Below are 22612 nucleotides of genomic sequence, written 5' to 3'. Positions count from 1 at the left end.
CGCACGATCTGGCAGCCCGACGCGGTCAGCTCGGCGATCTGCTGCAGCGTCGCGCCGATGTCCGACGTACGGGTCGTGGTCATCGACTGCACCGATACGGGCGCTCCCCCGCCGACCGGCACCGTGCCGACCTCGATGCGCCGCGAGGTGCGGCGCATCGCGATCGGCCGGGCCGGCGGCTCGGGCAGCCCCAGTGGCACGGGCTCGGCCGGCATCACGTCACCCGCGGTTTCCCGCGACGGTCTCGCGGGCGGCCCGCAGGGACTCCTTGAGGGAGCCCATGGTGGCCAGGACGGCGGTGGGCTCGTAGCCGCAGTGCGCCATGCAGTTGGCGCAGCGCGGGTCCTTGCCCCGGCCGTACTTGTCCCAGTCGGTCTTCTCGATCAGCTCGCGGTAGGTGGGCACGTACCCGTCGCTCATCAGGTAGCAGGGCCGCTGCCAGCCGAAGAGCGAGTAGTTCGGGATCGCCCACGCGGTGCAGTCGAAGTCGGCCCTGCCCTCCAGGAAGTCCAGGAAGAGCGGCGAGTGGTTGAGCCGCCAGCGCCGCCTGTTGCCGCCCGCGAAGGCCTTCTTGAAGAGCTCACGGGTCTGCTCCACGCCCAGGAAGTGCTCCTGGTCGGGCGCCTTCTCGTAGGCGTACGCGGGCGAGATCATCATCTCGTCGACCTCGAGGTCGTCGTTGAGGAAGTTGAGCACCTCGATGATGGTCTGCGGGGTGTCGGTGTTGAAGAAGGTGGAGTTGGTGGTGACCCGGAAGCCGCGCCGCTTGGCCTCCTTGATCGCCTCCACCGCCTCGTCGAAGACGCCCTCCTTGGCGACCGACTCGTCGTGCCGCTCGCGCAGCCCGTCGATGTGCACGGCGAACGCGAAGTACGGCGACGGCGTGAACTTCTCGATCTTCTTGCGCAGTAGCATGGCGTTGGTGCAGAGGAAGACGTACTTCCTCTTCGCCACCAACTGCCGGACAATCTCGTCGATCTGAGGGTGCATCAGCGGCTCTCCGCCGGCGATGGAGACCATCGGCGCGCCGGACTCGAGGACCGCGCCGACCGCCTGGGCGACCGGCATGCGCTGCTTGAGCACCCCCGCGGGGTGCTGGATCTTGCCGCAGCCCTCGCACTTCAGGTTGCACGCGAACAACGGTTCCAGCTCCACGATGAGCGGGAACTTCTCGCGCTTGCGGAGCTTTTGTTCGAAGAGATAGGTCCCGACCCGGATGGTCTGACGGAGCGGCATGGCCATACGGCTCACCTCCTGGGGAGCAGCAAAGAACGGTGCCATTCGAAAAAAGCGGGAAGTACGGCACGAAGAACACGGAAGGCAGATATTCCACCGCGCACCGTGCCGATACGGACGAGTTCGTGCTCGGGAGCGTCCACGACCACTCGGACGGCGGCAACCGGACGCGGCCCCGCGGCGAGCGCCGTGAGCAGCGTCGCGGCGGACTCCATGTCCACCGCGATCGCCCCGGTGGCGCGCAGCGCGGCCCGCTCGGGCCCGCGCACCACGTGGTCGGACCCGGTCAGCGGTCCGGTGTGGACGGTGCGCCCGGGCAGCGCCCGGGCCAGCTCCTTGACCAGGAGCTCGGTGCCCTCGCAGGCGGTGGTGCCGCCCGGGCCCCTGGTCTCGTCGGCCACCACCAGGTCGCCCGGGTGCATCCCCGGGGCCAGACCCGCGCAGAAGCCGGACGCGATGACGGCCGCGTCGCGCAGCCGCGGCCCGGCCAGCGCCCGCGCGACCGCCCGCTCGGCGTGCCGGGGGCCCATGCCCGTACGCAGCACGCGGACCTCTCCCGCGGCGCCGCCGCGGTCGCCGCCGCGCAGCGCGAACCGCTCGATGCCGAGCGCGCAGGCGACCAGCAGCGGCGCGGTGGAGCCGGCCGGCTCCGGGCCTTCGCCCATCAGCCCTCCCCGCCCCTGCGCCCGCCGGGCCCGGGCTCGCCGTGCACGTAGCGGCCGAGCGCGGTGAGCGGGAAGACCTGCCGGTAGAGGTGGTAGTTGATGGTGAAGTCCCAGGGGAAGCCGGTGCCGGTGAAGTACGGCTCGTCCCAGGAGCCGTCCTCGCGCTGGGTCTCGGCCAGCCAGGCCACCCCGCGCTCGGTCGCCTTGGAGTCCCGCTCCCCCGCCGCGAGCAGGGCGAGCAGCGCCCACGCGGTCTGCGAGGCGGTGGAGGCGCCCTGCCCGACCCACCTCTGCTCGCGGTAGGAGCGCAGGTCCTCGCCCCAGCCGCCGTCGTCGTTCTGCACCGACTCCAGCCAGGCCACCGCCCGGCGGATCGCCGGGTGCCCAGTGGAGAGGCCGGCCGCGGTCAGCGCCGGGACCACGGAGCCCGTTCCGTACACGTAGTTGACGCCCCAGCGGCCGAACCAGGCGCCGGACGCCTCCTGTTCGGCCAGCAGCCACTCCACGCCCCGCCGGGTGCGCGGGTGGTGGGCCTTGCCCTCCCAGGCCAGCATCTCCACCACGTGCGCCGTGACGTCGGCCGACGGCGGGTCGATGACCTCGCCGAAGTCGCAGAACGGCAGCCGGTTGGGGAAGGCGCTGGTGTTGTCGGCGTCGAAGGCGCCCCAGGCGCCGTTCTTCGACTGCATGCCCAGGTTCCAGCGGGCGCCGCGCGCGATCGCGGCGTCCACCCTGGTCTGGTCGGGGTGGCGCACCCGGCGCAGCGCGAGGATCACCTCGGCGGTGTCGTCGATGTCCGGGTAGGTGTCGTTGTGGAACTCGAACGCCCAGCCGCCCGGCGCCAGTTGGGGCTTGCGCACCGCCCAGTCGCCGCGCCGGACGATCTCCTCGCCCAGCATCCAGTCGGCGGCCTTCACCAGCGCCGGGTGGTCCGGGGCCAGGCCCGCGTCGGCGAGCGCGATGGTGGCCAGGCAGGTGTCCCAGACCGGCGACTGGCACGCCTCGATCATCCGGGCGCCGTCCTCGCGGTGGATGGCGAAACGGTCCAGCGAGGCGATCCCGGCGCGCATCACCGGGTGGTCCAGGTCGTAGCCGAGCAGGTGCAGGGCGATCACCGAGTACACGGCGGGCGGCTGGATGCCGCCCCAGCAGCCGTCGTTCTCCTGCCGCTCGATGATCCAGCGGGCCGCCGAGTCCATCGCCGCCCTGCGCAGCCGGCGCGGCGCGACCCGGTGGTAGGCATGCAGCGCCTTGTCGAGCCGCTGGAAGAAGCCCTCCCAACTGGCGGCCGGGGCAAGGGGCTTGACCGGATTGGGGGTACGGGCGTCGGCGTGCAGCTCGTCCAGCGCGAACGGCGCGGGCCGCACCGGCCGGTGCGCGGAGACCACCGTGAGCGGCACGATCGTCTGCCGGGCCCAGCAGCCGAAGTCGTAGATGTTCAGCGGGAACCACTTGGGCAGGAAGATCAGCTCCGGCGGCAGCTCCGGCAGGTCGTCCCACTTCCACCAGCCGAACAAGGCCAGCCAGATCCGGGTGAACACCCGGGAGGCGGCGATCCCGCCGCGCGCCCGGATCCACGCGGAGGCCCTCGCCATGTGCGCGGCGTCCGGGGCGTCCCCGGCCAGCCGCAGCGCGACGTACGCCTCGATGGTGGCGGAGAGGTCGCCGGGACCGCCGTAGAAGGTGGCCCAGGTGCCGTCCTCGCGCTGCTCGCCGCGGATGAAGAGCGCGGCGGCCGCGGTGGTGGCCGGATCGAGGATGCCCAGGAACTGGCGCAGCAGCAGGTCCTCGGCGTCCATGGTGACGTTGGTCTCCAGGTCGCCCTTCCACCAGCCCTCGGCGTCCTGCCCGGCCAGCAGGTACTCGACCGAGGCCCGGGTCGCCCGCGCGGCGGCGTCCCGGACGTCACTCGCGGCGGGGGCGGCGGAGGTGGTGCTCCCGGTGGTGTCGCTGGCCGAGGCCGCCCGGGGCTCCACGGCCCCGGCGCTTCCGTCGGTCGTCGCTGTCATGGCTTCCCCTTCACGCAGTTCGTGGTGCTGCTTGATGCGGGTCTGCCGTCGGCCGGGGGCCCCAAGAGCGTCCCCCGGCCGGCGACTAGCGAGTCATATGGCGATGGCGATCATCTCTTCCGTACGACGACGAAGTCGGCGAGCGCGACGAGCTGCGCCCGCACCTGGCCGGGCATGTCCACGCGGTCCAGCGCCTCCAGGGCGACGGCGTGCTGGCGCCGGGCCTCCTGCGCGGTCCACTCGCGCCCGCCGGCCTCCTCGATCAGCGCGGCGCGGGTGGCGAACTCCTCCTCCGAGAAGCTCTCGAAGTCATTGCTCTTGGCGTCGGCCGCGAGCAGCTCGCCGAGCCGCTCGGAGGCCGGTCCGCCCGCGGCGAGCGCGGCGACCACCGGCAGGGACTTCTTGCGCTGGCGCAGGTCGCTCCAGGTCTGCTTGCCGGTGGACTCCGGGTCGCCCCAGATGCCGAGCAGGTCGTCGACGGCCTGGAAGGCGAGGCCCAGGTGGTAGCCGTAGGCCTCCAGGGTGTCGGCGGTGCGGTCGTCGGCGCCGCCGAGCACCGCGCCGATGGAGGCGGCGCAGGCCAGCAGGGCGCCGGTCTTGTTGCCCTCCATCTCCAGGCACTCCTCGACGGTGACCCGCTCGCGGTGCTCGTAGGAGATGTCCTGGGCCTGACCGTCGATCAGCTTGCGGGTCGCGGTGGTCAGCCGGCGCGTGGCCCGGCCCGCCTCCACGGTGCCGATCTCCAGCAGCAGCTCGTTGGCCAGCGCGAACAGCGCGTCGCCGACCAGGATCGCCTGGGCCGGGCCGTGCACCTTCCACACCGTGTCGCGGTGCCGCCGCTGCTCGTCGCCGTCCATCAGGTCGTCGTGCAGCAACGAGAAGTTGTGCACGAGCTCCACGGCGACCGCGCCGGGCACGCCGACCTCGGGGGCCGCGCCCGCCGCCTCCGCCGACAGCAGGGCGAGCGCCGGGCGCACCGCCTTGCCGCCGTCGCCGTCGGCCGGGTTGCCCTGGGCGTCGATCCAGCCGAAGTGGTAGGCGGCCACGGTGTCCATCGGAGCGGCGAGCCGGTCGACGGCGGCGCGCAGCACCGGCGTGGACAGGGCCCGTCCGCGCTCGAGGAGCGCGGTCACTTCGGCGGTGTCGACGGCCGGGTTCACCGGGGGCACAGTCGGCACGGTCTCTCCTCTTGTTCCAGTACTCGGGCTCATGCCGCCTCCTGCAGCGGATGTACGTAGGGGCGGCCGAGGGCGGTGAGGGCGGCGGCCGCGGCGCTGAATCCGCTGCGCACGGCGCCCTCCATGGTCGCGGGCCAGCCGGTGGCGGTCCACGCGCCGGCCAGGTACAGGCCGGGTGCGCGGGTGGGCGCCGCCGGGCGGAGCCGGCCGACCCCCGGGGTGGGGGCGAACGTCGCTGTCCGCTCCCGGGTGACGAAGAAGTCCCGCACCACGGCGCCGCGCGCGGCGGGCAGCAGCCGCTCCAGCTCGGGCAGGTAGCGGGCGCGCAGATCGGCCACGGGCGTGTCGATCTCGTCCTGGGCGGCGGACTGCGACAGCGCCAGGTACTGGCCCCCGGTGGCCCCGGAGGCCTCGGTGCGGTCGAAGACCCACTGCACGGGGCTGCCGAGCGCGGTGAAGAACGGGCGGCGCAGCACCTTGCGGTCGTACAGGACGTGGACGTTGAGGATGGGCGCGGTGTCGATGGCGAGCAGCCGCTCGGGGTGCTCCAGGGCGCCCTCGGGCAGCAGGTCGTGGGTCTCGCGCTGAGGCACGGCGAGCACCACGGCGTCGGCCCCGATCCGCTCGCCGGGCACGTCGACCTCCCAACGTCCTTCGTGCGTACGGGAGATGCGGGTGACGCGGGTGCGCAGCTCGGTGCGCACCCCGGCGGCGTCCAGGGCCTTGCGGGCGAGCGTGTCGTGCAGTTCGCCGAGCGGGACGCGGGCCCAGCCGATGTCGGCGGCGCCCGGTTCGGAGAGGAGGCCGGTCCTGAAGACCATGGCGGCCAGGCCCAGCGAGGCGTGCGGCGCGGTGGCGTTGAGGGTGGCCACGCCGACCAGGTCCCACAGCGCCTCGACGGTGCGCGGCGACTGGCCGTGCCGGGCCAGCCAGCTGCCGAAGTCGACCTCGTCCAGCGCCGGGTCGGCCGGGTCGAGGCCCTTCAGCGCGAGGGCGGCGCGGCCCACGCTCGCGCGCTCGGCCAGCGAGAGGTGCGGATAGGTGGCGAGGCTGGCGGCGAGGTGCAGCGGGACCGGCAGCGCGGTGCGGCGCAGCCGTCCGAGCCGGGGCCCCGCGGGGTGCGCCACGTCGAGGACGGGCACGTCGAGACGGTTCTGCACGGGCGCGAGCGCGGCCCCGTCGACGCGGTCGAGGAACCAGCGGTACGCGGTGCAGCAGCGCAGGTAGACGTGCTGGCCGTTGTCCACGGTGAGTCCGCCGCGGCGGAAGGAGAAGGCGAGCCCGCCGAGGCGGGGGCGGCCTTCGAGCAGCGTCACGCGCACGCCCGCGCCGGCGAGTTCGAGCGCGGCGGTGACGCCGGCCAGGCCCGCGCCGACGACCACGGCGTGCGGGGCGGGGCGCAGGGTGTCCTCGGTCATGCGCTCCCCCCTCGCACTGTCGCAGTCTGGGACGCGGGGCGGGAGCGGAGGGTTGCGCACCGGTTGCCGCGACGCGGCCGGGGCGTGGAGCGGCGGCCCCTCACGCGCGCCCCCTGAGGGCGGCGCGGGAGATGTGCCGGGTGTCGAGTCCGGAGAGCCCGCGGACGGCGACGTACGCCTTCTCGCGTCCGGGCAGCGAGACGCGGCCGCGCAGCACGGCCTCGGGGTCGCGCTCGATGCGGTCGAGCAGGCGCCGGTAGATGCCGGCCATGGCGGCGACGCAGGCGCCGCTGCGCCGGTCGAGCATGGGCAGCAGCCGGTAGCCCTCGGCGAACAGCGCGCGGGCGCGCCGCACCTCGAAGTGGACGAGTCCGGCGAAGTCGGAGCCGGCCGGCGGGGTCGGCCCGTGGAACCCGGCGGAGCAGCCGAACTTGGCGAGGTCGTCGCCGGGCAGGTAGGTGCGGCCGTTGCCGGCGTCCTCGCGGACGTCCCTGAGGATGTTGGTGAGCTGGAGGGCGAGCCCCAGCGTGTCGGCGTACTCGGGGGCGCGCTCGACGCCCTGGGCGCCGGGCTGGGTGCCGAACACGCCGAGCGAGAGGCGCCCGATGGCGCCCGCGACGCGCCGGCAGTACAGCTTCAGGTCGTCCCAGGTCTCGTACGTCTCGCCGCGCACGTCCATCAGGACGCCGTCGATCAGCTCGTCGAGCCCGCCGAGCGGGACCGGGAAGCGCCGCGCGGTGTCGGCGAGGGCGACGGCCACCGGGTCGGTGTCGTCGTCCTCGACCTCGCCGCGGCGGACCCGGCCGAGGATCTCGCGGGTCCCCTCCAGGCGCTCCAGCTTGGCCTCGGGGTGCAGCGTGCCGTCACCGATGTCGTCGACGCGGCGCGAGAAGGCGTAGAGCGCCGACATCGCCTGTCGCTTGTCGGTGGGCAGCAGTCTGATCCCGTAGGCGAAGTTGCGGGCCTGCTGTCCGGTGACGGCCTCGCAGTAGCTGTACGCCGCCTGTACCGACGCGGACGTCTGCGTGTGTCCCTCCACGGTCCGGCTCACCCCTCTCTACGCGCTCTTCGCAAGACGGCTCCCACTTCGCGCGTCAGCCGTGACTTGGTGGGTCTGGGCGGCCCGGGAAGGACGTCGAAGCCCGCCGCCGCCACGGCGGCGAGGGCGGCGTTGCCGCCGGCGACGAACCCGGCGAGCAGCAGCCGCAGCCTGCCGTGGACGCTACCCACCAGCGGGGTGCCTTCATTCAGCAGCTCCCGGGCGCGTTCGGCCTCGTACGCGACCAGGGCGCGCACCGAGGCGCCCCCGGTCGGCCGGGCCAGGTCCGCCTCGGACACCCGGAAGCGCTCCAGGTCCTCGGCGGGCAGGTAGACGCGGTCGCGGCCGAGGTCCTCGGCGACGTCCTGGAGGTGTTCGACGATCTGCAGGGCCGTGCAGACCGCGTCGGAGCGGCGGATCCGCTCGGGGCTCGCGGTGCCGGTCAGCGACAGGACCAGGCGGCCGACGGGGTTGGCGGACAGCTCGCAGTAGGCGAGCAGTTCGTCGTAGCTGGCGTACCGGCGCACCAGCTGGTCCTGCCGGTTGGCCGCGATCAGGGCGAGGAACGGCTCGGGGGTCAGCGCGTGGCGCTCGACGGTGGGGCGCAGGGCGCGCAGCAGCGGGTGGCGGGGCTCGCCGTCGAAGACGCGCCCCAGGTCCGCCTCGAAGGCGTCGAGCATCAGCAGCCGGTCGTCGCTCCTGGCGGGGTCCACGCCCAGGTGGCAGGCGTCGGCGCCGCCGGGGGCGAGGTCGCCGTCGCCGATGTCGTCGACCAGGCGGGCGTAGCCGTACACGGCCATCAGGTCGCCGCGCCAGGCGCGCGGCAGGAAGAAGGGGGCGACGGGGAAGTTCTCGTCGGCGGACTTGTCGAGGGTCGCGCGCGCGGTGGCGTCGCCGGATCGCATCTGTTGGGTACCTGTCACCGGGCTGCGTCCGGCGCCGGGACGGCGAAACCTTCGTGGACCTGGAGATTTTCCGTCATTGCCGTCACATCTCCCGTTCTACACTGCCGACCCAATACATCCTATTTCGGACACGCCGCCGGTCCATCCAGCGGGGTGACCGCCCGGCTCGGCGGGTGGCCCAGGGGGGTATCGCCCCACTTGCCGCGAATCAGCACCGGTACAGCTTACGTTGTACAACGCGCGACGACGCGTCGGGGTGTTCGGCGGATTACGACAACGCCGCGATTCGGGCCAACCTTCCCATCCGCCACGGGACTTGACACACGTTTGACGATTCCATGGCCTGAACGCGACCCGCCCGCGCCGCTGACGCCGCGTGCCCGGCCGGACACGCGGCGGCCCCGCCGGAGCGGGGTGCTCCGGCGGGGCCGCCGGCGGGCGGGACCGGCCCTACTTGCCGGTCTCGCGCTCGTACGCCTTGAGGACCTCGTCCGTGGGGCCGTCCATCAGGAGCTCGCCCTTCTCCAGCCAGAGGACGCGGTTGCAGGTGTCCTTGATCGACTTGTTGCTGTGGCTGACCAGGAAGACCGTGCCGGCCTCCTGGCGCAGCTCGCGGATCCGCGCCTCGGAGCGGATCGCGAAGCGGCGGTCGCCGGTGGCCAGCGCCTCGTCGATCATCAGCACGTCGTGGTCCTTGGCGGCGGCGATGGAGAACCGCAGCCGCGCGGCCATGCCGGAGGAGTACGTGCGCATCGGCAGGGTGATGAAGTCGCCCTTCTCGTTGATGCCCGAGAAGTCGACGATCCCCTGGTAGCGCTCGCGGATCTCCTCGCGCGACATGCCCATGGCAAGACCGCCCAGGATCACGTTGCGCTCGCCGGTCAGGTCGTTCATCAGCGCCGCGTTCACGCCGAGCAGCGACGGCTGGCCGTCGGTGTAGACCCGGCCGCTCTCGGTGGGCAGCAGCCCGGCGATCGCGCGCAGCAGCGTCGACTTGCCGGAGCCGTTGGTGCCGATGAGGCCGATGGCCTCGCCCTTGTACGCGGTGAAGGAGACGCCCCGCACCGCGTGCACCTTGCGCACGCCCCGGGACTCCCCGGTCTTGTCGCGGCGCACGATCCGGCTCAGGGCGGCGGTGGCGCTGCCCTTGCCGCCGGAGCCGCCGTGCACCCGGTAGACGATGTGGACGTCGTCCGCGATGACGGTCGGGACGCGACCGCCGTTGTCCTTGTCAGCCACGGCCGTACCGTTCCTCTGCCTTCCAGAAGTACACGAAGCCGGCCGCGCCGATGAACAGCGCCCAGCCGAGGGCCGCCGGCCACACGTGCGCCGGCAGGTTCTCGGAGCCGTACCCGTCGATCAGGGCGTACCGGATCAGGTCCATGTAGATGGCCGCCGGGTTGTACATCAGGACGTCGGTGATCCAGGCCGGCTTGTCCGCCAGCATCTTCGGGATCGAGAACATCACGCCCGACGCGTACAGCCAGGTGCGCATGATGAACGGCATCAGCTGCGCCAGGTCCGGCGTCTTCGCGCCGAGCCGGGCCATGATCATGGACAGGCCGGTGTTGAAGACGAACTGCAGGGCCAGCGCCGGGACGATCAGCAGCCAGCTGAGCGACGGGTAGTGGCCGAACCCGATGGCGATCAGGAACAGCACCAGCATCGAGAACATCAGCTGCTGCAGCTGCTGGAGGGTGAACGAGATCGGCAGCGAGGCGCGCGGGAAGTGCAGCGCGCGCACCAGGCCGAGGTTGCTGGAGATCGCCCGCACGCCGGCCATCACGGCGCTCTGGGTGAAGGTGAACACGAACACGCCCGTCACCAGGAACGGGATGTAGATGTCCGTGCCCATGCCCCGGCTGGCGTTCAGGATCAGGCCGAAGATCAGGTAGTACACCAGGGCGTTCAGCAGCGGCGTGGCCACCTGCCACAGCTGGCCGAGCTTGGCCTGGGCGTACTGGGCCGTCAGCTTCGCCTGGGAGAACGCCAGGATGAAGTGGCGGCGCCCCCACAGCTGCCGGACGTAGTCGGCGAGCCCGGGGCGGGCTCCGCTGACCGCGAGCCCGTACTTGGCCGCCAGCTGCGCCGGCGTCAGGCCCTCGTCCGGGGACGGCGGGGCGGTCGTCGCGATCGCTCCGTCATGGGTTGTGTCACTCACAAGTTGAAACTTTCGTGTTCAAGATGCGCGGCAGTCTGGGCGCGGGGCAGGTGGCGGCCGGTTCCCCCGTGGATCTGGCCGTCGCGTCGCGGGTCCGGGACCGTCAGATGACGGGAGGCCGGCCCAGTCGCGTCAGCCGCCATACCGTACGCCACTTCATGGGCCTGCGGGGACCGCAGGGGGTGCGCCAGCCCTCGCGGAAACCGGAGAGCCAGGCCTTCAGCGCCGGGCCCGAGGGGCGCCGGGCCAGCGTCAGCAGCAGCCAGACCCCGAGGTACACCGGGACCAGGGGCGCGGGCAGGTTGCGGCGGGCCAGCCACACCCGGTTGCGGGCCACGTTGTGGTGGTAGGTGGCGTGGCGCGACGGCGGGGTCGTGGGGTGGAACAGCACCATGTCGGAGCGGTAGTCGATCAGCCAGCCCGCGTCCAGCGCGCGCCAGGCCAGGTCGGTCTCCTCGTGCGCGTAGAAGAACGCGTCCGGCAACCCGCCGACCTGCGCGAGCACCGTCGTGCGCACCGCGTTGGCGCCGCCCAGGAAGGTCGTCACCCGCGAGGAGCGCATCGGGTCGGAGGCCCGCAGCCGCGGCACGTGGCGGCGCTGCGTCTCACCGGTCTCCGGGTCGGCGATGCGGAAGCTGATGATCCCCAGCCGCGGGTCGGCGGCGAACGCCTCGCGCACCAGCGCCGCGGTGTCGCTGTTCGGCAGCAGCCCGTCGTCGTCCAGGAACAGCAGCGCGTCCACGTCGGTGCCGCCCGGCCCGAAGGCCTCGATGCCGACGTTGCGCCCGCCGGGGATGCCCAGGTTCTCGGGCAGGTCCACGGTCCGTACGAAGGGGAAGTCGTCCACCCCGGTGACCGGGGCGCCGTTGCCGACCACGACGACCTCGACCGGGTCGCCGTCCTGCTTGGCCACGGACTGCAGCAGCGCGCGCAGGTCGTCGGGGCGGTTGCCCATGGTGATGATCACGGCACCGAGCTTCATCGCACTCACCTCAGCCTGCTGGAGGCGAGCACGGACACCAGGTGCAGCAGGGTCTGCAGCAGCGCGATGCCGGCCAGCACCGCCACGCCCAGGCGCGAGAAGTACAGGTCACCGCGGACCTGGTCGACCACCGCCAGGACCAGGATCAGCAGCGACGCCTCGATGCCCAGGACCAGCCGGTGGAACTTCAGCGCGGCGGCGGCCCGGCGGGCCAGCGCCACGCCCGAGGAGCGCGGCACGGCGGCCGCGTCCTGGACCACGGGCAGCCCGGCCTGGTGGCGGGCCACGCCGACCAGGTCGGTCTCGGCCTTGATCAGGATCGCGCCGAGCGCGGCCAGGGTGCCCAGGAAGGCCCACAGCCAGTCCACGCGCCCGCCGCCCCACAGGTCGGCGGCGCGCAGGCCGAAGCCGACCAGGACGGCCGCGTCGCACAGGTAGGCGCCGACCCGGTCCAGGTAGACGCCGGCCAGCGAGTACTGCTTCTTCCAGCGGGCGACCTCGCCGTCGACGCAGTCGAGCAGCAGGTACAGCTGCACGGCGACGACGCCGAGGACGGCGCCCCAGATCCCCGGGACCAGCAGCGCCGGGGCGGCGAGCACGCCGCACACGGTCATCACGTAGGTCAGCTGGTTGGGCGTGACCTTGGTGGTGACCAGGAGACGGGTGATGCGCAGCGAGATCTCGCGCATGTACAGGCGGCCGCCCCAGTGCTCTCCGCTGCGCCGGTCCTTCACACCCGCGGGGTGAACGACCGGTCGGAGTTCAGCTACGGATGGTCTTGGCATAGTCGGCGTACGCGTCCCTGATCTGGTCGTGGGTGAGGTCGAGGTGTTCGAGGATGGTGAACCGGCCGGGCCGGGTCTGCGGCGCGAACTCCACCGCCCGTACGAACTCGTCCGCGGTGAAGCCCATCTCCTCGGCCAGCACCGGCAGGCCGTGCCGGCGCAGCACCTCGGTGAACAGCCCGGCGTCGGCGTGGGAGCCGCGCAGGAACATGGCGAAGGCGGCGCCCAGGCCGACCTGCTCGCCGTGCGAGGCGCGCCGCGTGGGGTAGAGCAGGTCGAAGGCGTGGCTGATCTCGTGGCAGCCGCCGGAGGCGGGCCGCGAGTCGCCGCTGATGGACATCGCGATGCCGGTCAGCACCAGCGCCTCGGCGAGGACCACCAGGAACTCGTCGTCGCCGACGCCGCCGGGGTGGTGCAGCACCGACTCGCCCGCGGTGCGGGCCATCGCGGCGGCCAGGCCGTCCACCTTCTCGCCGGTCAGCCGGTGGGAGAGCTCCCAGTCGGCGACGCAGGAGATGTTGGAGATGGCGTCGCCCACGCCGGAGCGGATGAAGGTCGCCGGGGCCTCGCGCACCACGTCGAGGTCGATGACCATCGCAATCGGGGTGGGCACGCCGTAGGAGCCGCGCCCGTTGTCGTTGTCGAGCGTGGCGACCGGCGAGCACAGGCCGTCGTGCGACAGGTTGGTGGCGACGGCGACCATCGGCACGCCGACCCGCGCCGCGGCGTACTTGGCCACGTCGATGATCTTGCCGCCGCCGAGCCCGACCAGGGCGTCGTAGTGGTTGCCCTTGATGTCGTCGGCGAGCTTGACGGCCGCGTCGATCGTGCCGCCGGCCACCGGGAACCAGTCCGCGCCGGGCAGCGCCGGGGCCAGCCGCTCCTTGAGCGCCCGGCCCGAGCCGCCGCTGACGGCGATCGCGAGCTTGCCGGAGGAGGAGATCCGCTGGTCGGCCAGGAGGCCGGCCAGGTCGTCCAGGGCGCCGCGCGAGATGTCGACGACGACCGGGGACGGGATGAGCCTGCTCAGTACTGGCACGCGATCTCACGGCCCTTCGCGAGGTCGTCGTGGTTGTCGATCTCGACCCACGCGACCTCCCCGATGGGGGCCACGTCGATCGGGAAGCCGCGGTTGACGAGCTCCTGGTAGCCGTCCTCGTAGTAGAGGTCGGGGTCGCGCTCGAAGGTGGCCTTCAGCGCGTCGGCCAGCTCCTCGGCGGCCTCGGGCTCGATCAGGGTGACGCCGATGTACTCGCCGGTGGCGGTGGCCGGGTCCATCAGCTTGGTGATGCGGCTGACGCCGCCGCCCTCGGCGGTGATGACCTTCATCTCCTCGTCGGCGAGCCGCTTCACCGTGTCGAGGGCGAGGATGATCCGCTGCCCCTGGCCGCGCGCGGCCAGCAGGGTCTTCTCGACGGAGACCGGGTGGACGGTGTCGCCGTTGGCGAGGATCACGCCCTGCTTGAGGACCTCGCGCGCGCACCACAGGGAGTAGGCGTTGTTCCACTCCTCGGCCTTGTCGTTGTCGATCAGGGTGAGCGTGACGCCGTACGTGGCCTCCAGCTCCTCCTTGCGCGCGTACACGGCCTCCTTGCGGTAGCCGACGACGACGGCGACCTCGGTCAGGCCGACCTCGGCGAAGTTGCCGAGCGTGAGGTCGAGCACGGTGGTGTCGCCGTCCACGGGCACGAGGGCCTTGGGGAGCGTGTCGGTGTAGGGGCGAAGACGCCGTCCGGCACCGGCTGCCAGTACGAGGCCGATCATGCTGCTTCTCCTTCGTCGTGTACGGCGGGTGCTCCGGAGGAGACCCAGAAGCGGACGGACTCCACGAGCACCACGAGGGCGATCGCCACCGCGAGGACGGTGAGCGCGAGGGTGAAGCCCGCCGGCGACAGGACGGCGGCGAGGATCGCGACGGCGAGCGTGCGGCCCTCGTGCCCCCCGATCGTGCGCACCAGCCACGCGGGCGGGGCGCCGGTGCCGCCGCGGATGCGGTACACCGTGTCGTAGTGATGGTAGGCGACCGCGGCGACCAGCCCGAAGGCCGCGGGCAGCGCGTGCGGGGCGTCGGCGCGCGCGGCGAGCACCAGGACGGTGAGGTACTCGGCGGCGCGGAAGACCGGCGGCACCAGCCAGTCCAGGGCGCCCTTGAGGGGCGCGGCGACGGCGAGGCCGGAGAACAGCGCGTAGAAGGCGGCGAGCGCCACGACGCCCCAGGAGCCGTAGGGGGCGCTGAGGACCGTGCCGAGCAGCGCGGCGGCGCCGATGACGGCGAGCACGGGGGCGCTCCACCCCTTGCGGACGGCGCGCGCCACGCCCTGGGCGAGCGGGCCGCTGTCGGCGAGGTCGGCCAGCGCCTGGGCGGCGCGGTCGGTGCGCCGGGCCCGGCGGGTCACCGAGCGCAGCAGCCGCCCGGCGGTGGTGTAGCAGGCGGCGAAGGCGCAGCCGACGAGCAGCGCGTAGAAGACGATCCGGGGCGTGGTGAGCGCGGTGAGGACCGCGATCATGGCCCAGCGCTCGCCGATCGGCAGCACGATCATCCGCCGGACCCACACCGTCCAGCCCTTGGCGTCGAGCTTGTCGGAGAGGGCGGCGGTGGGGCTGGTGTTGGCGGTGGCGTCGTGGTTGGCCTCGTTGAAGGAGAAGTCCACGACGTGCCGGCAGGTCTGCAGGACCATCGCGCCCAGCGCGAGCGCCCAGACGTCGTCGCCGCCGCGGATCGCGCCGAGGGCCAGGCCCGCGTAGTACGCGTACTCCTTGGCCCGGTCGAAGGTGGCGTCCAGCCAGGCACCGAGCGTGGAGTACTGGAGCGAGTAGCGGGCCAGCTGGCCGTCGGCGCAGTCCAGTACGAAGGAGAACAGCAGCAGCAGCCCGGCCGCGACGTAGCCGCCGCGGGTGCCGGTGGCCGCGCAGCCGGCCGCGACCAGCGCGGTGACCAGCGAGGCGGTGGTGACCTGGTTGGGGGTCAGGCCCCGGCGCGCGCACCAGCGGGCGAGGTAGCGCGAGTAGGGGCTGATGCAGAAGGTGGTGAAGAACCCGTCGCGGGCCTTGACCGCCGACTTCAGCCGTACGGCCTCGTCGTCCACGGCCTCGACCGCGTCCCGGGTCTCCTTGCGGCTCTGCGGGTCGTCGGGCACGGCCGCGACGAGCGAGCCGAGCTCCGGGCGGTGCACGGCGGTGCCGTCGGCGTCCAGGGCGTCGGCGGCGGCGTCGGGGGTCGGCGCCCCGGCGACGGCGCGGGCCAGCGCGGCCCGGGCCGCGGGCTGCGCGGTGAGCGCGCCGGGCACGGCGGCGGCGGGGAAGCGCGGGTCGGTCAGGCCGAGCCGCAGGGAGTGGACGTGGCCGACGAAGCGGGGGTCGACGACGGCGACGCGCCGGTCGGCCGGTACGGCGGCGAGCAGGGCGGCGGTGTCACCGGGTCCCGGGGCGACGCGGACGTCGAAGCCCAGCGACCGCAGATCGCCCTCGAGCGACGATCCGGGTACCGGCGGACCGGTGAGGATGGCGGTCGACAGACGGACTCACTCCTTGGAGCTGACAGGGCGGCGCGCGGCGGCACGGCCCGGTGCACGGGCGGCGGCACGTCGGCAGAGGCTATCGGATGACCGGAAGTGCGAGTTCACCGCGGTTTCCGGTGCGCGCGGCCCGTTCGGGGCGGCCGCGCCGAGATCATCATCGGGGATCGGGACCCGCGCCCACAAACCGCGGTCCTGAGCACGTACGACAGGACCTAGGGTTGTTTCATGACTTGGCTGATCACTGGTGGAGCGGGATACATCGGAGCCCACGTGGCCCGGGCCATGGACGAGGCGGGCGAGTCCGTCGTGGTGCTCGACGACATAACGTCCGGCGTGGCCGCGCGGCTGCCCGCCTCGGTGGCCCTGGTCCGCGGGGCGGTCTCGGACCGCGCCCTGCTGGACCGCGTGCTCACGGAGCACGGCGTGACCGGTGTGGTGCACCTCGCGGCGAAGAAGCAGGTCGGGGAGTCGGTGGAGCGTCCCCTGTACTACTACCGCGAGAACGTGCACGGGCTGACCGTGCTGCTCGAGGCCGTGGTCGCGGCGGGCGTGCGCAGCTTCCTGTTCTCCTCGTCGGCCGCGGTGTACGGGGTGCCGGACGCGGAGCTCATCTCGGAGGACGCCCCGACGCTGCCGATCAACCCGTACGGCGAGACGAAGCTGGCCGGCGAGTGGCTGGTGCGGGCGACCGGCCGGGCGCACGGCCTGACCACGGCCTGCCTGCGCTACTTCAACGTGGCGGGGGCGGCGCGCCCGGAGCTGGCGGACACCGGGGTGTTCAACATCATCCCGATGTTCTTCGACCGCATCGAGCGGGGCGAGGCGCCGCGGATCTTCGGCGCCGACTACCCGACCGCGGACGGCACCTGCGTGCGCGACTACATCCACGTGGCGGACCTGGCGGAGGCGCACCACGCGGTGGCGCGCGGTCTTGCGGAGCTGGCGCCGGGCGAGGACCTGACGGTCAACATCGGGCGCGGCGAGGGCGTCTCGGTGCGCGAGCTGGCGGACCTGGTGAACGAGGTGACGGGCAGCGGTCTCGAGCCGGTCGTCGAGGCGCGGCGCCCGGGTGACGCGGCGCGCGCCGTCGCGGCGGTGGACCGGATGTCCAAGGACCTCGGCTGGACCGCGTCGCGAGGCGTGCGCGAGATGGTCGAATCAGCCTGGGAGGGCTGGCGGCTGCACCACGGCGACGCGTCCTGAGCGACGCCCGCCGGGGATCCCGTGCACGGTGCTCGTACCGCTCGCGCGGGGCTCTTCACACTGCGTGCGCGCGGCTCGTCCCACTGCCCTGACCTGCGGACGTAACTGCAGGTCAGGGCATATGACAACGGTGTTCAGTACCGTGTTGCCGGATACCCCCCACCCGTAGTTCACTGGCCGCTCGCAAGCGATCGGAACGACGATGCGGAGGGGTCCCGATGGGGGCTGGGCACAACCACGGACACGGGCACGACCACGGCGGCCCCGCGCCGACCGGGACGGCCGCCGCCGCGTACCGCGGCCGGCTGAGGATCGCGCTGGGCATCACGGTGTCCGTGATGGTGGTGGAGATCGTCGGCGGGCTCGTCTCGGACTCGCTGGCGCTGATAGCGGACGCGGCGCACATGGCCACCGACGCGATCGGGCTCGGCATGGCGCTGCTGGCGATCCACTTCGCCAACCGCCCGGCCACCGGCAACCGCACCTTCGGGCTGGCCAGGGCGGAGATCCTGGCCGCGCTCGCCAACTGCCTGCTGCTGCTCGGCGTGGGCGGCTACGTGCTCGTCGAGGCGGTGCAGCGGTTCATCGAGCCCGCCGCCACCCGGGGCGGCCTGACCATCGTCTTCGCGCTGGTCGGCATGGTGGCGAACATGATCTCGCTGAGCCTGCTGATGCGCGGCCAGCGGGAGAGCCTGAACGTGCGCGGCGCCTACCTGGAGGTGCTCGCCGACACCCTGGGCTCGGTGACCGTGCTGGTCGCGGCGGGCGTCATCCTGCTGACCGGCTGGCAGGCGGCCGACCCGATCGCCTCGCTGGTGATCGGCCTGATGATCGTGCCGCGGACCGTCAAGCTGCTGCGCGAGACCCTCGACGTGCTCCTGGAGTCGGCGCCCAAGGGCGTGGACATGGCGGAGGTACGGGCCCACATCCTGGGCCTGGACGGGGTGGAGGACGTCCACGACCTGCACGCCTGGACGATCACCTCCGGCCTGCCGGTGCTCTCCGCGCACGTGGTGGTGCGCCAGGACGCGCTGGAGGGCGCGGGCCACGAGAAGATGCTGCACGAGCTGCAGGGCTGCCTCGGCGACCACTTCGACGTGGAGCACTGCACGTTCCAGCTGGAACCCGGGGGTCACGCGGTGCACGAGGCGAAGGTCTGCCACTGACCGCCGCCCCCGGGCCCTGTCACCGCCCCCTGTTACAGTCGGAATGTACGGAGACAGGAATGTGCATGGACGCGCGTGTCACGCGTGGTGAGAGGAGCTGAGGTTGATGACGGTCACGGTGAACGCTGCCCCGCGCAGTGCCCGGTCCATCCCCCAGCTTCCGGCTTCCCGGCTGATCCGACGCTGATCCGACCCAGCGGTCCGTCGGCCGGGAGCCCTCCCCAGACAAGGGTTCCCCACGTTGTCCGACAACGAGAACACCACCAGCACCACTGACACCCCCGACACCACCTCCGTCACCGACATCACCGACGCCTTCTGGGCGCTGCACCACGGCCTGCCCCGGCAGAGCCCGGGTTCGAACGCCACCACGCGCCGCTTCCTCTCCCTGGCGGGACCGCTCCCCGGGCGTCCGCGCGTCCTGGACCTGGGCTGCGGCCCGGGCCGCGCCGCGCTGCTCCTCGCCGAGGAGGCCGGCGCCGAGGTCACCGCGGTCGACCTGCACGAGCCGTTCCTGGCCGAGCTGGACCGCGCCGCCGAGGAGCGCGGGCTGGCGGGCTCGATCCGTACCGTCCGCGCCGACATGGGCGACCTGCCGTTCGAGGACGGGTCCTTCGACCTCGTCTGGGCCGAGGGCTCGGCCTACTGCGTCGGCTTCGACACCGCGCTGCGCGAGTGGAAGCGGCTGCTCGCCCCCGGCGGGACGCTCGTGCTGAGCGAGTGCGAGTGGACCGTCGCCGAGCCGAGCGCCGGGGCCCGCGCCTTCTGGGACCCGAGCTACCCGCTGCGCACCGCCGCCGCCAACAGCGCGGCGGCCGTCGCGGCCGGCTACCACGTGCTCGGCACGTACACCCAGCCCGACAGCGACTGGGACGCCTACTACGGCCCGCTGGCCGAGCGCGCCGCGGTGGCCGACCCGGCGGCGCCCGGCATGGCGGAGGCGCTCCGGGCCACCCGCGCGGATCTGGCGGCCCGCCGCGAGCACGGTGCGGAGTACGGGTACACGGGCCACGTCCTGCGCCCGGCGGACCCGCGCTGGCGCACCCGGCCCGAGACCGCGGCCGACGCCGCGGCGGTGCGCGCCGTCAACGAGGCGGCCTTCCCCACTCCGGGCGAGGCCGACCTGGTGGACGCGCTGCGCGCCGACCCCTCCGCCTGGGTGCCGGGCCTGTCGTACGTCGCCGAGGACGCGGCCGGAGCCGTCGTCGCCCACGCGCTGGTCACCCGCTGCCACGTGGACGGGGAGCCAGCGCTGGCGCTCGCCCCGTGCGCCGTCGACCCGGCCCGGCAGGGCACGGGGGCCGGCCAGGCGGTGGTCCGGGCGGTGCTCGACGCGGCCCGGCTGCGCGGCGAGGAGCGCGTCGTCCTGGTGCTCGGGCACCCGGAGTACTACCCGAGGTTCGGATTCGTACGGGCGTCGCAGTACGGGATCCGGCCAGGTTTCGAGGTGCCGGACGAGGCGATGATGGCTCTCGTCCTCGACGGTTCCGGGCCTGTTCCGCAGGGCACGATCCACTACCCGGAGGCCTTCGGCGTCTGAGGCCTGATCACGACGCTTCGCCCTCCCGGACGCACGTCCGGGAGGGCGAAGTGCGGACAAGCCGCTTTTGTACGGCAGACTGAGGTGGCCCGGAAGGGCCGAGGACCGATGCGAAGGATGGTTATGCCGACCACACCAGCGACCGCGACCAGCAGCGCGTCGAACGGAACCCAGCCCGCGATCATGCTCGAACTGGTCGACGAGGACGGCAACACCATCGGCACCGCGGAGAAGCTCGCGGCGCACCAGGCCCCCGGTCAGCTGCACCGCGCGTTCTCCGTGTTCCTCTTCGACGAGGCGGGCCGGCTGCTGCTCCAGCGCCGCGCGCTGGGCAAGTACCACTCCCCCGGCGTCTGGTCCAACACCTGCTGCGGGCACCCCTACCCCGACGAGGCGCCGTTCGCCGCGGCCGCCCGGCGCACGCACGAGGAGCTGGGCGTCTCGCCGTCGCTGATGGCGGAGGCCGGAACCGTGCGCTACAACCACCCCGACCCGGACTCGGGCCTGGTGGAGCAGGAGTACAACCACCTGTTCGTGGGCCTGGTGCAGGCCGGTCTGCGGCCGGACCCGGAGGAGATCGAGGACACCGCCTTCGTGACCGCCGACGAGCTGGCCGAGCGGCACGCCACGGCGCCGTTCTCCGCCTGGTTCATGACCGTGCTGGACGCGGCGCGCCCCGCGATCAGGGAGCTGACGGGCCCGGCCGGGGGCTGGTGACCGCGACCGCCAGGGGCAGGGCGGCCCAGATGATCTTGCCGCCGCTCGCGGTGTGCTCGACGTCGCAGGCGCCGCCCTCCTCCCGGGTGATCTCCCGGACCAGCAGCAGGCCACGGCCGCCCGTGGTGGCGTAGTCCGCCTCCAGGGCCTTGGGCCGGTAGGGGTGGTCGTCCTCCACCGAGACCCGGATCCACTCCGCCCCGATCGCCACCTCGACGGCCAGCTGCGGGGAGAGCAGGGCCGCGTGCCGGACGGCGTTCGTCACCAGTTCGGAGACGATCACCAGCAGGCCCTGCAGGACCTCGTCGCGCAGCGGCACCTCCTGGCGCCGCAGCAGGTCCCTGACCGCGTGCCGGGCCTGGGGGACGGAGACGTCGACGGCGGGCGCGGTGAACCGCCACACCCCCTCGTACGGAGCCGGCCGGGCCGGAACGCTACCGCGGCTCTCCATGGTCCGGCCCCCGCCCTCGCGCTCGATGTGCTCGATTGTCGCCACGGTCCGAGTGTTGGGAATCGCTTGGTCCGTACCGGGCCACTGAACAGAAGTCAGCGGGTATCGACGCTTTGCGACCGGGTCGGGCGCAACCGGTCAGCTACGTGACGCGTCCTGCTCCGGTTCTGACCCGCCGTCCCGCTCGGGGCGCTCGTCCGCCGAGGGCTTCGCCAGGGCGTCCGGCACGGCGGCGGGCTCCTCGGGCCCGGCCGGGATCAGCCGGTCGGAGACCATGCTGACCACCCGGCGCCCGCCCACCCCGATCGCGACCAGGCCGAGGCCGTCGAAGAGCAGGGCGAGCGAGAAGAAGCAGCCCAGCACGTACAGGCTGCTGTGCGGCCAGTCGAAGAGCACCAGCAGGCCGAGCAGCAGGCCGAAGGCGCCCTGGAGGAGCGTCCAGCCGAACTGCGGCCCGCGCACCACCACGCTGCCCACCAGCCGGAAGACGCCACCGGTGAGGAACAGCAGCGCGGCGAACATCGTCAGGGCCTCGGCGGTGCCACCCGGATGGCGGATCACCACCAGGCCCGCCGCCAGGTTCAGGGCCGCCACCACCACGCCCAGCCAGAAGTAGTTGGTGCCCCGCGACTGCACCGCGTGCAGCAGGCCGACCAGGCCGCCGACCAGCAGCAGCCAGCCGAAGAGCAGCATCGACGTCAGCGTGGCGACACCCGTGTAGACGAGGCCCACCAGGCCTCCCAGCACCAGGATCGCGCCGAGCAGGGCGAGCCAGCCGAAACTGCGGCTGAGCTTCTTGCCCTCCCGTACGGCATCGGGAGCGTTACCGGCCATCAGCGCCTCCTCGCGGCACCCCCCAGTCGATCGTAAGTTCCCGGTGCCCGGATAGCATCCGGCGCATGCCGTTGGAACACACTGTCGTGGGCGCGGTCGCCACGGTCGTCATCAGCAACCCCGCCAAGCGCAACGCCATGACGACGGGCATGTGGCGCGAGCTGCCCGGGCTCCTCCAGGAGCTGGCCGCGGACCGGGGCGTGCGGGCCCTGGTGCTGACCGGTGCCGGGGACACCTTCTGCGCCGGCGCCGACATCTCCACGCTGCGCGAGCCCGGCGACCACCAGCAGGCCCTCTCGGTCCGCGCCGAGGAGGCCCTCGCCGCCTTCCCCAAGCCGACGCTCGCGGCCGTGCGCGGCTACTGCGTGGGCGGCGGCTGCCAGCTCGCCGCCGCCTGCGACCTGCGGTTCGCCGAGGAGGGCACCCGCTTCGGCATCACCCCCGCCAAGCTCGGCATCGTCTTCCCGTCCTCCTCCACCCGGCGCCTGGTCTCCCTGGTGGGCCCGGCGACCGCCAAGTACCTCCTGTTCTCCGGCGAGTTGATCGAGAGCGAGCGGGCGCTGCGCACGGGCCTGGTGGACGAGGTGCTCCCGGCCGGCCAACTGGACAAGCGGGTCGCCGAGTTCACCGGGATCCTCACCTCCCGCTCACTGCTCAGCCAGGCCGCGGCCAAGGAGTTCGCGACCGGTCGCACCGACCGGGACGAGCACTGGGCGGAGCAGGCGCGGACCAGCGGCGACCCCGCGGAGGGGGTCGCCGCCTTCCTGGAGCGCCGCGCCCCGCGCTTCACCTACGAGGTGTGACG

General features: G+C 73.0%; 23 protein-coding genes. 6 read left to right on the top strand and 17 right to left on the bottom strand.

Going from position 1 to position 22612, the window contains the following annotated elements; translation table 11 throughout:
* The 15 genes from ABT160_RS13530 to ABT160_RS13460 form a co-directional block, all read right to left on the bottom strand.
* Positions 1-215: flavodoxin-dependent (E)-4-hydroxy-3-methylbut-2-enyl-diphosphate synthase (locus tag ABT160_RS13530; protein WP_351647044.1), on the bottom strand; the 215-nt coding region annotated here is incomplete at its 3' end.
* Positions 216-219: 4 nt separating this feature from the next.
* Positions 220-1242 (bottom strand): adenosyl-hopene transferase HpnH, encoded by a 1023-nt coding sequence (hpnH, locus tag ABT160_RS13525; RefSeq protein ID WP_351647043.1) that lies wholly within the window; start codon positions 1240-1242, stop codon positions 220-222.
* A 5-nt stretch (positions 1243-1247) separates the two neighbouring features.
* Positions 1248-1901: a phosphorylase family protein gene (locus ABT160_RS13520; RefSeq protein WP_351647041.1), complete on the bottom strand. Its 654-nt coding sequence runs from the start codon at positions 1899-1901 to the stop codon at positions 1248-1250.
* On the bottom strand, positions 1901-3910 hold the full coding sequence (gene shc, locus ABT160_RS13515) for a squalene--hopene cyclase (protein ID WP_351647040.1): 2010 nt from the start codon (positions 3908-3910) through the stop codon (positions 1901-1903). The genes ABT160_RS13520 and shc overlap by 1 nt, the downstream gene beginning before the upstream one ends.
* A gap of 110 nt (positions 3911-4020) precedes the next feature.
* Entirely contained in the window at positions 4021-5121 is a 1101-nt protein-coding gene (locus tag ABT160_RS13510) for a polyprenyl synthetase family protein (RefSeq protein ID WP_351647039.1), read from the bottom strand.
* The gene (hpnE, locus tag ABT160_RS13505) at positions 5118-6506 is read right to left on the bottom strand and encodes a hydroxysqualene dehydroxylase HpnE (protein WP_351647037.1); all 1389 of its coding nucleotides are present in this window, start codon (positions 6504-6506) and stop codon (positions 5118-5120) included. Before hpnE ends, ABT160_RS13510 begins: the two co-directional genes overlap by 4 nt.
* A 100-nt stretch (positions 6507-6606) precedes the next feature.
* Positions 6607-7557, bottom strand: a complete 951-nt coding sequence (gene hpnD, locus ABT160_RS13500; RefSeq protein ID WP_351647036.1) for a presqualene diphosphate synthase HpnD — start codon at positions 7555-7557, stop codon at positions 6607-6609.
* Positions 7554-8450 carry a squalene synthase HpnC gene (gene hpnC / locus ABT160_RS13495; protein WP_351647034.1) on the bottom strand — a complete coding sequence of 299 codons (897 nt, stop codon included), beginning with the start codon at positions 8448-8450 and terminating at the stop codon, positions 7554-7556. Before hpnC ends, hpnD begins: the two co-directional genes overlap by 4 nt.
* 450 nt (positions 8451-8900) lie before the next feature.
* The gene (locus tag ABT160_RS13490; protein WP_351647033.1) at positions 8901-9689 is read right to left on the bottom strand and encodes an ABC transporter ATP-binding protein; all 789 of its coding nucleotides are present in this window, start codon (positions 9687-9689) and stop codon (positions 8901-8903) included.
* A complete protein-coding gene (locus ABT160_RS13485; protein WP_351647032.1) occupies positions 9682-10611 on the bottom strand; it encodes an ABC transporter permease in 930 nt (309 codons plus the stop codon). The genes ABT160_RS13490 and ABT160_RS13485 overlap by 8 nt, the downstream gene beginning before the upstream one ends.
* Positions 10612-10714: 103 nt before the next feature.
* Entirely contained in the window at positions 10715-11593 is an 879-nt protein-coding gene (locus ABT160_RS13480; RefSeq protein WP_351647030.1) for a glycosyltransferase family 2 protein, read from the bottom strand.
* A gap of 5 nt (positions 11594-11598) precedes the next feature.
* Positions 11599-12378, bottom strand: coding sequence for a CDP-alcohol phosphatidyltransferase family protein (locus ABT160_RS13475; protein WP_351647029.1), 780 nt, complete (start codon positions 12376-12378; stop codon positions 11599-11601).
* Positions 12356-13417, bottom strand: a complete 1062-nt coding sequence (locus ABT160_RS13470) for an iron-containing alcohol dehydrogenase family protein (protein ID WP_351647027.1) — start codon at positions 13415-13417, stop codon at positions 12356-12358. The genes ABT160_RS13475 and ABT160_RS13470 overlap by 23 nt, the downstream gene beginning before the upstream one ends.
* Positions 13405-14142 carry a phosphocholine cytidylyltransferase family protein gene (locus ABT160_RS13465; protein ID WP_351647026.1) on the bottom strand — a complete coding sequence of 246 codons (738 nt, stop codon included), beginning with the start codon at positions 14140-14142 and terminating at the stop codon, positions 13405-13407. Before ABT160_RS13465 ends, ABT160_RS13470 begins: the two co-directional genes overlap by 13 nt.
* A complete protein-coding gene (locus ABT160_RS13460; protein ID WP_351647058.1) occupies positions 14139-15836 on the bottom strand; it encodes a DUF5941 domain-containing protein in 1698 nt (565 codons plus the stop codon). Before ABT160_RS13460 ends, ABT160_RS13465 begins: the two co-directional genes overlap by 4 nt.
* On the opposite strand from ABT160_RS13460, the gene ABT160_RS13455 reads away from it, so the two are divergent.
* The 5 genes from ABT160_RS13455 (at position 15717) to idi (ending at position 20522) form a co-directional block, all read left to right on the top strand.
* Complete coding sequence (locus tag ABT160_RS13455; RefSeq protein ID WP_351647025.1) at positions 15717-15983, top strand: hypothetical protein; 267 nt, start codon at positions 15717-15719, stop codon at positions 15981-15983. The two genes, ABT160_RS13460 and ABT160_RS13455, sit on opposite strands and share 120 nt — an antisense overlap.
* A 138-nt stretch (positions 15984-16121) precedes the next feature.
* Positions 16122-17099 carry a UDP-glucose 4-epimerase GalE gene (gene galE, locus ABT160_RS13450; protein WP_351647023.1) on the top strand — a complete coding sequence of 326 codons (978 nt, stop codon included), beginning with the start codon at positions 16122-16124 and terminating at the stop codon, positions 17097-17099.
* A gap of 218 nt (positions 17100-17317) precedes the next feature.
* On the top strand, positions 17318-18265 hold the full coding sequence (locus tag ABT160_RS13445; RefSeq protein ID WP_351647022.1) for a cation diffusion facilitator family transporter: 948 nt from the start codon (positions 17318-17320) through the stop codon (positions 18263-18265).
* Positions 18266-18569: 304 nt separating this feature from the next.
* Entirely contained in the window at positions 18570-19805 is a 1236-nt protein-coding gene (locus ABT160_RS13440; protein WP_351647057.1) for a GNAT family N-acetyltransferase, read from the top strand.
* 123 nt (positions 19806-19928) lie between these two features.
* Positions 19929-20522 (top strand): isopentenyl-diphosphate Delta-isomerase, encoded by a 594-nt coding sequence (idi, locus tag ABT160_RS13435; RefSeq protein ID WP_351647021.1) that lies wholly within the window; start codon positions 19929-19931, stop codon positions 20520-20522.
* Here the strand turns inward: idi and ABT160_RS13430 are convergent.
* Together ABT160_RS13430 and ABT160_RS13425 are read right to left on the bottom strand one after the other, a co-directional pair.
* Complete coding sequence (locus ABT160_RS13430) at positions 20488-20973, bottom strand: ATP-binding protein (protein WP_351647056.1); 486 nt, start codon at positions 20971-20973, stop codon at positions 20488-20490. The genes idi and ABT160_RS13430 overlap by 35 nt on opposite strands.
* A 138-nt stretch (positions 20974-21111) precedes the next feature.
* Positions 21112-21807 carry an HdeD family acid-resistance protein gene (locus ABT160_RS13425; RefSeq protein WP_351647020.1) on the bottom strand — a complete coding sequence of 232 codons (696 nt, stop codon included), beginning with the start codon at positions 21805-21807 and terminating at the stop codon, positions 21112-21114.
* A gap of 65 nt (positions 21808-21872) precedes the next feature.
* Between ABT160_RS13425 and ABT160_RS13420 the strand changes: the two genes are divergently transcribed.
* The gene (locus ABT160_RS13420) at positions 21873-22610 is read left to right on the top strand and encodes an enoyl-CoA hydratase/isomerase family protein (protein WP_351647018.1); all 738 of its coding nucleotides are present in this window, start codon (positions 21873-21875) and stop codon (positions 22608-22610) included.
* The last annotated feature ends 2 nt before the right edge of the window (positions 22611-22612 follow it).

The sequence above is a fragment of the Streptomyces sp. NPDC001941 genome (assembly GCF_040296945.1).
Taxonomy (GTDB): Bacteria; Actinomycetota; Actinomycetes; order Streptomycetales; family Streptomycetaceae; genus Streptomyces.
This window is presented reverse-complemented; position numbering and strand designations above follow the sequence as displayed.